This is a genomic window from Chitinibacter bivalviorum, assembly GCF_013403565.1.
Classification (GTDB): domain Bacteria; phylum Pseudomonadota; class Gammaproteobacteria; order Burkholderiales; family Chitinibacteraceae; genus Chitinibacter; species Chitinibacter bivalviorum.
On the sequence record NZ_CP058627.1, the window covers coordinates 1,947,423 to 1,958,501 of the forward strand.

General features: G+C 42.4%; 7 protein-coding genes. 2 read left to right on the forward strand and 5 right to left on the reverse strand.

What is annotated here, in order from left to right; translation table 11 throughout:
* The first annotated feature begins 351 nt into the window (after positions 1-351).
* The gene (locus HQ393_RS09225) at positions 352-2,037 is read left to right on the forward strand and encodes a recombinase family protein (protein WP_179354930.1); all 1,686 of its coding nucleotides are present in this window, start codon (positions 352-354) and stop codon (positions 2,035-2,037) included.
* An 882-nt stretch (positions 2,038-2,919) separates the two neighbouring features.
* On the opposite strand, the gene HQ393_RS09230 is transcribed toward HQ393_RS09225, so the two are convergent.
* The 5 genes from HQ393_RS09230 to hypA all read right to left on the reverse strand — a co-directional run bounded on the left by HQ393_RS09230 (position 2,920) and on the right by hypA (position 8,567).
* Positions 2,920-3,912, reverse strand: a complete 993-nt coding sequence (locus HQ393_RS09230; RefSeq protein WP_179354931.1) for an SEL1-like repeat protein — start codon at positions 3,910-3,912, stop codon at positions 2,920-2,922.
* A gap of 211 nt (positions 3,913-4,123) precedes the next feature.
* Positions 4,124-4,558 (reverse strand): hypothetical protein, encoded by a 435-nt coding sequence (locus HQ393_RS09235; RefSeq protein WP_179354932.1) that lies wholly within the window; start codon positions 4,556-4,558, stop codon positions 4,124-4,126.
* Positions 4,559-4,876: 318 nt separating this feature from the next.
* Entirely contained in the window at positions 4,877-6,286 is a 1,410-nt protein-coding gene (locus HQ393_RS09240) for a DNA primase family protein (RefSeq protein WP_179354933.1), read from the reverse strand.
* Between the two features lie 91 nt (positions 6,287-6,377).
* Positions 6,378-7,028 (reverse strand): hypothetical protein, encoded by a 651-nt coding sequence (locus tag HQ393_RS09245; RefSeq protein WP_179354934.1) that lies wholly within the window; start codon positions 7,026-7,028, stop codon positions 6,378-6,380.
* A gap of 1,197 nt (positions 7,029-8,225) precedes the next feature.
* Positions 8,226-8,567, reverse strand: a complete 342-nt coding sequence (hypA, locus tag HQ393_RS09250; RefSeq protein ID WP_179354935.1) for a hydrogenase maturation nickel metallochaperone HypA — start codon at positions 8,565-8,567, stop codon at positions 8,226-8,228.
* A 582-nt stretch (positions 8,568-9,149) separates the two neighbouring features.
* Here hypA and HQ393_RS09255 point away from each other — a divergent pair.
* Complete coding sequence (locus tag HQ393_RS09255) at positions 9,150-11,063, forward strand: molybdopterin oxidoreductase family protein (RefSeq protein WP_179354936.1); 1,914 nt, start codon at positions 9,150-9,152, stop codon at positions 11,061-11,063.
* The last annotated feature ends 16 nt before the right edge of the window (positions 11,064-11,079 follow it).

The window sequence follows — 11,079 nt, forward strand, 5'->3', positions numbered from 1 at the left end:
AAACCTGTAAATTCTAAGCGGGTGTTACTCGGCTAGCTTTCAATTAGCCATTAATACCACGAGGTATATCTTCAAAGATCAATCTAAAAAATGCCTTCAATCATATACCCACCAACTAAGGGTAATGTTCAGATAACGTGTTGATACGAAGTCGCACTGTTGGCTCTGGGGTTTGAATTCCCGTGTAGCGAAAACCGAGGTGAGGAGCGAGACAAACTGTTTTATCGTTTGGCTCGCGACGAGGTGAGGGCTGCGCGGAGCGCTTTTCGCCCGGGTCGCCTTCTCTTGCTTACTTCTCTTGGCGAGCCATATATATAATAAGTACATAAAATTTACTACTTGGTGGCAACAATGGCAATTGCTTATTCATATATTCGTTTTTCTGACTCACGACAAATTCAAGGAGCTTCACTTGAACGCCAGACTGAGCAAGCACGCCGATGGTGCGCTGAAAATGGAGTTGAGCTATGCCCTGATAGTTTCCGTGACTTGGGGGTTTCAGGGTTTGATGCCTCCAATCTTCGTGCGAGTTTAGGGGCATTCTTGGATGCGGTTTTTGATGGAAAAATCAAATCTGGAAGTTATCTATTAATTGAAAACTTTGATCGTTTAAGTAGAGCTGAACCTTTAGAAGCGTTGGAATTACTGAAAAAAATTATTGATGCAGGCATTCTTGTTGTAACTTTAATTGATAGACGCATATTCACGCGGGAGTCATTAAGCGAAATTACTCCATTGCTTGTTAGTCTTATAAGTATGGCTCGGGCACATGAAGAAAGTGTGGTTAAGTCTAAGCGCATCCGTGATGCGTGGAATCGGCGTCGAGATGCAGCTTTAATTTCAGATAGACCAGAACCTATTTTTGGCAAAACACCTGCATGGGTAACTAAAGTTGATACAAAATTTGAGCTTGTTCCAGAATTTGCTGAAACGATATGCAAAATTTTTGAGCATTCCGCGGCGGGATTGGGATCACTTGCAATATCACACAAGGCCAATGAAGAGAATTGGGCATACCCTAAAAGACCTTTTACTGATGCTCAGATTTACAGAATTTTGACTAGTCGATCTGTTCTTGGGGAGTTTGCCCCAAGACTATCTGATAAAACTTCAAAATCCAAAAAGGTTAGCTCTGGACTAGTTATCCATAATTACTACCCATCCGTAATTTCAGAGGCACTATTCAATCAATCACGGCATGCTGTGGAAATTCGTAGTACTGGCCGCCGTCGAGATGCTGGGTTTTACAATGTGCTTGCACACCTACTGCAGTGCTCATGTGGTGCTTCAATTACACGAAGGAAAGGATCTCATCGTCAGACGTTGAAAAACTATGCATCATATGAATGTAGAAGTCGGCGTCAGAAGATCACGACCTGTAAGTCTTTGAACCATGCGTATATTGAGCAAAAGCTGGTCTGGCTACTGCTTTCGATTAACATTCAGCAGATGAATCTACCTGAAATCAAAAGAATTGAAGCTGAGATTCGAGAACATGAAGGTGCGTTACTTACAGGAAATGATTCTCTAAAAATACTTGAAGCGGTATTTTTAGAGACCACGAATGCTGGAATAAAACCTCCAAATGCACTAGTTGCTCAATTGGCTGCGCTAGAAAAAAAGGTTCTTGATGCGGAAGAAAAGCTACTCACATTAAAAATGGAAGTCCAAAAACTCCAGAGCGTTAAAGGTAGTATTTTAACAAGCGGTGAAAGCTATTCAGACGTAAGAAATAGAACCCATGAGTATTTAGCGAAATTGTACGATCCTACGGAAGGTGATTATAGGGCAAAACTTAATTTAGAATTTCGTACGCTGATTGACAAAATTATCATTAATGGGAATGAAAAAACGGCTCAAGTAATCTTAAAACGTAACCCAAACATGAAGAAACAAATAATCCTAAATCTAGAAAAAGGCAGGCATCGCCAGCCTATACTTAATTATCAGCTAGATGGCACAATTAAATTACAATATTCAGTAATGACGTTTGATGATCCCGTCTATGGAGTTCGCTCTTTAATGGATATTGTTTGACGCAACGAACATCCCCCCTGTTTGAGGGGGGATGCCGATAGATAAAATCTATAAAAATCAAAATCAAACGATCACATAGATATGCTAAGAGAATCTACTGTCCTAATATTGTATAGCCAAGATTTTTATTAATTCATAATGCTTGAGCAAATTTATTTTTAGATAACCATATATTATGAATTCTCACCCGAGCCTAATCAATTCTATAGTATATTATACCCCCGCAGTGCTCATGCCTAATGCCACCAACGTTGGCAACCTGTAAGTACAGTCTAAGTGTTTGAAGTGGCACACGGCAAACACGGGGTTTTACGAGAAAAAGTTTTCGAGTAAAACCAATACAAAACCGCATCCAAGAAAAAAATAAGGGGTGAGGTCTATTGAATTAAGGTGAGAAATAAATAAGGCTTTAACTTAATATATATTTTTTCTATAAAAAAAGCCGTGTAATCAGTGTAAGTGATATTTAACGAGGGTTGCACCCGTGTAAGTGCTGTATCTAACAGTGTGAAAACTGTGTGATGGGCTGATAGCTTAAACAACCATCTCTTCATTAAAAAAGACATGCTTTCGTTGGTTAAATGCCCGTACATAAAATATCAGTTACATTATTAACCTTGGTTGCCAATCGCTAGTCAGTCCGTTGATTTGTAGAATAGTATATTACATCATGTTGCATGATTAAATACATTAAATGAAACCATTGAGAACATTAGATTTAATTTATGTGCCAATAACTACGCCTGTTAGTGCTGCAAAAATTGGAATCCACCAGCGCCTATCGGCACGATGCGACATAGCTTGGGTTTACAACTTAATTGCAATTTCAATAAGTGCAGTTACTTGTTCAGATGCTCGGGGATAGATCTTACAACTTAGTTGCTATGAGCCGTTATCATCAATTGCATCTAAAATAACCTTAGCAATGCCGTTATCCTTTATGGCATCTACATAATGTTTAACCTTTGCCATTTCAGCTGCATTAGTTATTTTTATACTTTCGTGTAATCCAAGTGATTGAATCCGATCGCTAGCCCGACCTTCACTTAATTTCATAAGTAGTGCACACAAAGCGTAAGATAGGTATATATTTTCTTTAAACCGCTCGTTTCCGACAGTAAATAGGAATGCAGCATGCTCAAATGCATCACAATTATCATGCTCCATTGCACGTATTAAATAGGTTATTGATTTTTCGGTATCCGCTTTATCTTTATATGCATTGTAATGAATATGTGAAATGTCATGCCCACAACCACAACCATATAATACACTTAAATAATATTCTGCTTCTCCATCTTGGGCTGATGTAGCTCGCAGTAACCACTCCTCTGCTAAATCAAAATCAATGCAGGAAAATATTTCAAGTAAAAATATTATACCGAGCGTAAGTTGGGCATGAGGATTGCCTTCTTTAGCAGAGTCTCCCACCCAATGAGCAAGAATATCATTAGCTGGCCTTTCGTTATAATATTTAGTAAAATGTTCACGGCTAATATCTAATTCCACAGCAGCTGGAATATGTCCCCATAATGCGGCATTCAAAAAATACCTAGAAGCTAAACCACGATCATAATGTTCATATGCTTTGTTATTGAAAATTAGTCCCAAGTAGTGATTTGACAAACAAATTAAATTTGTATCATTGGACAACCTAGAGCGTTTGAAGTGATACACAGCGTCGTTTAGATAATTATCTATATAGTATACTTCGCCTAGGATCCCATCCGCTTTTAAATTTCCGCGAGTAGTCAGCTTGTTTAGTTTTTTAATTGCAGTTATTTTATCTCCATTTTCAAGAAGACAAATGCAATTCTCTATATCATCAGAGCTATATCTACGACTAAAAAATTTTGAATAAATGTAACTCAACATTTAAATCTAATCCAAGTAATTTATTTTCTTAAAAAATTTAAAATATAAAAATAATTATTATTTCAGGTCGCCTCTTGACTTCTATTGTCTTAAAGTGGGCTAAATGGCGCTACTTTGAATAGTGCTAATTCTAATATATCTAATGCATGAGTGATAGGCTATAAGTTACAACTACAGCAGCACTATTCTGGCAATCGAGTAGTTTCAAGTCTTAGTTAAGTAATTCAATATTGGCAAGTTTGAAACCTCTAGGAGCTTTACCAGATATACGTTTTTGATAAGGAGATATAAAGAGTGTTGCCAATTTTTCACCGTTAGGGTGTGATATTTCATAAGCATCTACAGGATGGGGGGATGCATCAGAGCCAAATGAACCAACGCGTTCATAAACAATCTTGGTTCCGTCAGGTGTACGAAGGCAACCTAGATATGCAGTACTACCAAAAATTGTCTTGCAAGGAATCGGATTAGAAGGTGTTACGCCAAATTCGCCTTGACCGTTTGGCAGCTCATCAGCATCAACCCCATCCTCGCACATAAGGCTCATTGCTTCGAATAGCTCTTTTTGCTGCTGAAATACGGGGTCTTCATTTAGTGCATCCCATGCTGTTTTTGGTTTCTTACGGAAGATATCGAACAAACCCATACAACATCCTTTAGTCAGTTAATTTCAAATATACTTACACAGGTTTATCTTTTTATTTGTCATGCCTGACCTACTCTCTAGGGTCAAGCTAGATAAAAACAGCAAGCATGGATGATTAGTTTACACCGATGTGTTAAATGCTAACACCAACCTTCGCTTACCAGTGGCGAAATTGGTAAGAGAGCTAAGTACATTTCATTTACTTAGCTCAAACTTGAACAAGAATTCAAAATAAGTTTCGCGATATCAAATCGCGTTGAGTCTGATCCAATAATTTTTGCTTAAAAATAGCTAGCATGGATGTGCGAATTTCTAGAATTAAAATGGAATTGCGCATGGATCCAGCTGCATCAAATTGACACGCCTTCGCCTCCTGTCGCAATAATTACTTCCATTGCTCCATGCATCACCTTTGATGATTCGGTTGGTGCTTTCGGTAAATTCAGCGCCACTTTCTTTAAAATATGCCGCAATTCTTGACCAAAACTCTTTCTGCGAGACTGGGCTATTTCCGTTTGCTTTGCACCAACCGATGTAAGATCTATCAAATTTCTGATTAGCTTCATAGTGCCCTTCATCGTTCAAGAATTTTTCATCGCACTTGTAGAAGCCTTGCTTCCATTCATACCTCATAGGTGATCGCATACTAACAATTAACCCTGTGTCTTTAATCCATGATCTGACACTGTCTGTGCTAGTTTTTGCTTCCTCAATAGCATCATGAACTGCTTTAGGTACGATGAATTGCCCTCTCTTGATTAACTGAATCAGGCCTTCAATTGCCCAATTCAATACTACATTCAGCTCGTTTGTAATAATATTTTTTGCTAACAATGGATCTGGTTTTTCAATTTTGGCATTGAAAGGGATGATCTGTTGCCTTCTCCAAAATCCATTCGACTGATCCTTCACCTTTGGGAAATGGTTCGCGCAAACAATGAATTTTCGATGCGATGCATACGAAACTGGATCTTTATACAAAATCTTTACCTCTACAACACCACCTGATATGAGCATTTTCAATTTTTGTTCATTAATGCCACTTTTTGGAACTTCGTCCGAGAAGCACAAACTTGCACCGATGACATTTGGTAAATGCTGCGGATCCAATCTATCCAATTCGAGTGCACATGTTTTTTGGTGTAACTGGCAAACAATATCGAGTAGTGTTGACTTGCCATTTTTTCCTGATCCTAACCAAAGCTGCATAACTTGATAATTGAGCTTGCTTTGTAAGGAATAGCCGATGTACTCCTGCACCAACTGCCTGATCTCAGTATCAGGTAAAATCTGCTCGATGAACTTCTGAAATTTACTACCTTCAAAGTTACGCTTCTCATCGAAGTCGCAATTAATCGCATAAGTCATTGCACGGTTTTTGTCTGGTGGCATTAGGGATTTAACGCCCATTGCATCGCCTTCGCAGCCAACAGCAATATATTGAGTCTCAGTTGGGATGCATGCGTCCGTTATTTGAGATATCGGTAGCTTTGGTAGGAATGCCCTTAATAGGGCTGTACATGCTCGTGCTTTATTTGCCGTAGCTTTATCTCGAAAATTTTCAATTAAGAAGTTCAATGCTGCATTTTCAAGATTGAGTTGAGTTTGAGCCTGATAATGGCTTCCTGTCCATTTATATACGACTCCACCTGTAGTGTAATACTCGCTCTCCTTTAGCGTTTTAGCAAACTGCAAGTCAATTGATTCTCTGGTAACTTTATTTTTCATAATATATATCTCCTTGTGGTTTAATTATTGTTCGATATTCATTTAAATTCTTAATGGTTGCATCTTATCTAATTACTGCATCCATTCTTACTTATTGCTCGTGTTTCATAAATCTTGTAAAAAACAATTTTGGCGGCAAGATCAATTGCTCTCTAAACGATTTGTCCGCCGTTGCTGTGCGAGTTTTAACTAATTCGGATTTTTGTTCTTTGAGCAAATGGAAGCCGGGCAATTTACCGATTCTATCAAGTATGAATTGCATTTTGCTCTTGCTGTGCTGGTGAGACTTAATCGTATTGACTAATAGTCCATAGGTTTTTTCATTCAATTGCCAGCTATAGCTGTATTTATTATCAGATGACCTATAATATTTTCTAAGTTCATACCTGCCGAACGCATTTAGTCTTTTAATTGGATATAGAAACTCCTCCTTCCATATACCAATTTCTTTGTTGCCACCACTAACCAATATTATCCATTTTGCTTTTGGCATATTGGCGGTCTTAACGAATGCCAGCCATGTGCCAGCAATTCCTAATTTCTTATTTCTGCATTTTTGTACATGACTGGCACAGCAGCTAAATTTTTCATGCATCTTGATCATGAACGCATTAATTTTTTCTTCGTCTATTTCGCCCTCTATAAAATGTGAATAACCTCTTGATGCCTGTAGTTGAATTGCTTGCAAGAATACGGCTACTGATCTGAATATTTTTGGCTGATATGTGGTTTTTTGCTCCATGTGACTCCTCCTTATTTGATGAAAATTAGTATATGTGTGATTTCACCAAATAATCGAACTCACGCATAAAAATAATGCGAAATTTCACAACTGATAAGAACACCATAATAATGTTACATAGAATCAGGAGATTGAATTTCATTGTCTATACTATTTGCCACTAAATGAAAGCTAACATCGAAGTAAATCCTGATTTGCCAAATCGGGATTAAGTAATTGACTTAGCCAGTCAATGAAAATTCTCTTGCCGAAGCGTAGTGCATCTAATAGTGCTCGCTACGCTACGACCGGCGCTGGACGGCTGAAATGCTGTCTTTCGACCGAATACACATGAATGTTGGGCGACGAGGAAACGGCTGCTCTGGTGACAGATGCAGACCTGATAAGGTATGAAACTCCGTGAAGTCGGAGCTGTGGGGCCTTGGGAAACTGGGCAACGCATGCGGCACGTGTGGGCTGATGAGCTGCGAGTAATCGTAGAGGGTTCGGAGGTGAAAACTGGAAGAATCGGCACTTCGAGAAATTGAAGGTCTCTGGATAGCTTAAGCATGAAGTTGCACCCTTCGAGGGTGCATTGCCGAGACTATGATTGCGTTTAAGGAAATGGTGTTGAAGTCAACAGATGAGTAAGGGAGCCGTTCGTAACATTGGGCCTCTGAAATACGCAGAGTGTGTGAGTCACACTAATTTGTTGATGGAGCCAGACGCTAAATAGTCGCATGTAGTCTTTATCTAACTCGGGAGCCTCCTAGCTTGCGCTGGACACTGGTTGGCACCAGTGAATGCAAGAAGGAGGGGGAGAATTTTTGAGTACCGTTCATTGTGATATGAATATTGTTTGTGCAACTTTCACAAGTGCAAACAAGATACCTGCGACGCAGGATTACAACTTGGCCGTTGTAGTGGGAAAGAAAATGGCAAGAGAGAATCGATGTTCTGTTGTACGGAAAAATTGCTTGGCGGTAGTTTTTCTTAATTTGATAGCGTGGTAGCTATCAAATAGTTTGCAAGTAATGGCATGGCAACTTTAAAGCCCGAGGAATTCCTCGGGCTTTATTCAATTGTTGCGGAACATTTTGATGTACTTATTGACTCAATGGAGAAGCAAGAGAAGTAAGTCCCCGTCGCGGACTGCGACTGAAAACACCGTGCCGTAGGCACTAGAAATCATCAACACGTAATCTGAACATGCCCCAACTAAGCCACAGTAATTTCCAACACCTGCATTTCCTCACCCGCCGTCACCAGCAAATCAAATCCGCCACATTGCGGGCAGGGAAAACCGATTTTTTCCAACGCAACTTCTTGCTGACAATCATTGCAACGCGCTTGCCCGGGCGTTTGTTCGACTTCAAATATTGCATCGGCAAGCAAGGTCTGGCGTGCAGCCAGCTCACAGCAAAATTGCAAGGTATCGGCGTCGACGTGCGCCAGCGCACCAATGCCAAGGCGCACCCGGCCGACACGCTGGGCGCGTGCTTTGAGCGCGGCCGATTCAACAATGCGGATCACATTTTCAGCAAGGCTCAGTTCATGCATAGCTCAGTCCTCGAAAAGCCCATGTGAGTGAGCTTAGCGTAGCAAGTCATTGCGGCTTAACAATTGCGCCAAATCAGTAATGTCACTTCAGCGATCATGCTCGACGCACACCTCATCCAAACACTCACACTTCGCACAATCAATCGTTGCGAAATTGACACACGCTCTTCAGTCATCGTGTTAATCAATAGCAAACAGGCCTGCACAGCGCACTGCATTTGAGATTACCACCAAATAGGTAGATCCAATGACAATCAGCCCAATTGCCAAAAATCAAAAAATGGCGTCTCGCAAAATTTAAACATCAGATTGTTTGACTTCGCACAAGCTGCCAGAAAAATGTAGCCCTACACTTTTCACTACAAAAGACAGTTTCTGGCATGTACCAGAGATTGCACAACACAACAGTGGAAGAGTGGAAGTCGTTGTAACACATAGGAATTTTCAACACCGCCAAAGACTGAGCCTACGCTCATCGCGGATGAATTCCTCATCGGATCATCACGCGCTCTCGCAGCGTGGCTTGATCCCACTTTCCTTTTCCGGCGATGTCTCTGCGTGAAATGAAAGGCTCGTGGACTTATGAAACTTAAGAACTACAAGGCATGCGTGTGCAACCTCTGCGGCACGGGGTGCGGACAGTTTCTCAAGACGGATGGCAAGAAAGTCTTTGGTGTCGCCCCGCTGATTGCTCATCCGGTGAGTAAGGGCAAGCTCTGTATTCGGGGCTGGCATTCCAATGAGCTACTTAGCACCAATGAGCGAATTACCCAGCCGATGATTCGCGAACATGGCCAGCTACGAGCGGCCAGCTACGAAGAAGCCATCGCGCTCGTCACTAAGCGCATGCAGCAATTTAACGGCGCGGCAGGTGAGATCGGTATTCTGGCCTCAGCCAGATCATCCAATGAAGATGGCTACACGCTGGCCCGCCTAGCGCATGAGGTTTTCAATACCCGCATTCAGGGGATAGGCGCCGAAGCAGGCCACCGCAAAAGTATGGCGTCCTTGGAGCATGCGTTTGGTTACCCCGGCGCGCATGGCACGCTGACCAGCATTGATCAGGCAGATTATATCTTGGTGGTCGGCACCGACATTACCCGCCAAAACCCCATCATCGGCGGCAATATTCATGCGGCGCGCCGCCGTGGTGCTCGCGTTGTGACCTTATCGAGCTCTCGCACCCAGATCGCCAAGCTCTCGACCAAACACTTCCAGCAAAAACCGGGCACCAAAGGCTTACTCGTCAATGCGCTGGCCAAAGCCTTGCTGGCGATCCGCACCGTGAATCACGATCGGCGCGCCAATATCGATTTGATGGCGGGTTATGCCGAATATGTGGCGGCACTGCGCAGCATTTCATCAGTAGCGCTGGAGCGCGCCAGCGGCATTCGCTACGAAGAAATCGAGGAAGAAGCCAAACATTTGGAGCAAGCGAAATCGATTGTAATTTTGTTCTCCAGCGGGATTTCCGGCCTTGATCGCCCAACGATCGATGCGATTACCAATCTGGCTCTGCTTACCGATCGGATGGATCATGAAAATTCGGCGGTCATCCCTGTGGCGGGGATTAGCAATTTGCAGGGCAGCTTTGATATGGGCATCTCGGGCGAGCTGGGCAATAGCGTCTTTAAGGCGCTGGCCGAGCCTGATTCAACGATCAAAGCGCTGTTTGTGATTGATCACGACGATGGGATTATTCGCGATAAAGATCGCATCGCCCAACTCGATTTTGTCGTGTATTCCTGTGCGTATAAAAGCGCCTTTATGGATTTGGCCGACGTGATCTTCCCGCTGCCGGCTTATAACGAAACCGATGGTACATATACGGCATCTGATAAACGCGTACAGATCACCCATAAAAATGTCGAAAACCCCAACGGGGTATTGCCCGGCTGGGCTTTATTTCAAATGATCGCAGAGCAATACGGTGCATCATGGGGCTATCAGGACGCGGCGGGAGTCTTTACTGATATTGCCGAGCATGTCGCCGGCTATGCCGAACTTAATCATGACCGGCTCAGCAAAGGGTTTGGTCTGCATTGGGATCCGAAAGCTTTTGCCAGCTCGCGCAAACGCAAATTCAACGCCATCAATATCGAATATTGGGAATCGCCCACCACGCCCGAATTCCCATTCGCGCTGATGATTGGTAAGGCGCAGCACTATTGGCATCAAAACAATCTGATGCGCAAAACCATCGTACCGCGCCGCGAATACGACCAAACGCTGTGGCTGTACCCACAAGGCTATATCGAGATTTCACCCGATGATGCCGCGCATTTGAAAGTGCGTGACAAATGGCTGGTGAATGTCTGCTCCAGCACCGGCACCTGTATGAAGATCGCGGTCAAGGTCTGCCCCGATGTGCAAGACGGCACCGCCTATATCCCGTACTTCATCAAGAACATGATTTCCGATTTTCTGCTGCCGTATGAAAACGCCTATGCAGCCGGTGAAGAAAGCGTGGTTCCAATCAAAATCCAAGAAGCATGAGCGGCGAGGCTAAATC